The sequence below is a fragment of the Serratia sp. A07 genome (genome assembly GCF_058725505.1).
Genome location: NZ_JBZXDO010000231.1, coordinates 1 through 682, shown reverse-complemented (window position 1 = coordinate 682; position 682 = coordinate 1). Strand labels below are relative to the sequence as shown.

The following is a 682-nucleotide window of genomic DNA, read 5'->3' as shown; positions in this document are numbered from 1 at the left end:
AAAGGCGGCAATCTGGTCGGCAGGGTGCATGTCCTCACGCTGACCGTTCTCGGTCAGCGACACCACCACCGCATCGGCCAAAGGCACCGCCTTGCACGGCACCGGATACGTATCGTCTATATCGCCCGCCTCTCTCAGCGCCTGCAATGCCAGCAGACGACGCCCTCCGGCCACCACCGCATGCTTGCCGCCCCTGACCTTGCACACAACAAGATTTTGCAGCACCCCCACCGCGCGGATACTGGCAGCCAGCTCAGCAATGACCTCGGGTTTGGAGTCGCGCTTGCGCACGTTGAGGTCGGATTTCACCAGCTTGCCCAGCGGCACGGTAATAACCGGCGCGACGGCGAGCACATTTTCAATCACTTCAGATTTACTTGCCTTTGGTTCTGTAGTAGCTTTGACTGCGTTCATGGTGTACTCCAAAAGTTGCATTTCAAGGATACCGATGCACGGATTGCCCGTACCACCGGTGTGACGAAGCAGCGCTCCCGGCGCTGCTTTTTTACTTTCTGCGCAGCAGTGACCAGTGCACCAGACTCATTTCATCGCTGGCCGCCAGCGGCCAGCCGTCAACCAGCCATACCGCCACCGAATCCGCATGTCCGTCAAAGGCCACATACAGGTACTCCGCTTCCTCCGGCAGGTCGGGCGGCAGCAGCGTTCCGGTTGAGCGTCCGGC

At 60.1% G+C, this 682-nt stretch carries 1 protein-coding gene; it reads right to left on the bottom strand.

Going from position 1 to position 682, the window contains the following annotated elements:
* Positions 1 to 414 (bottom strand): ParB/Srx family N-terminal domain-containing protein (locus tag AC4PR2_RS29470; protein WP_492176121.1); only part of this gene is annotated, 414 nt, incomplete at its 3' end.
* Between the last annotated feature and the right edge of the window lie 268 nt (positions 415 to 682).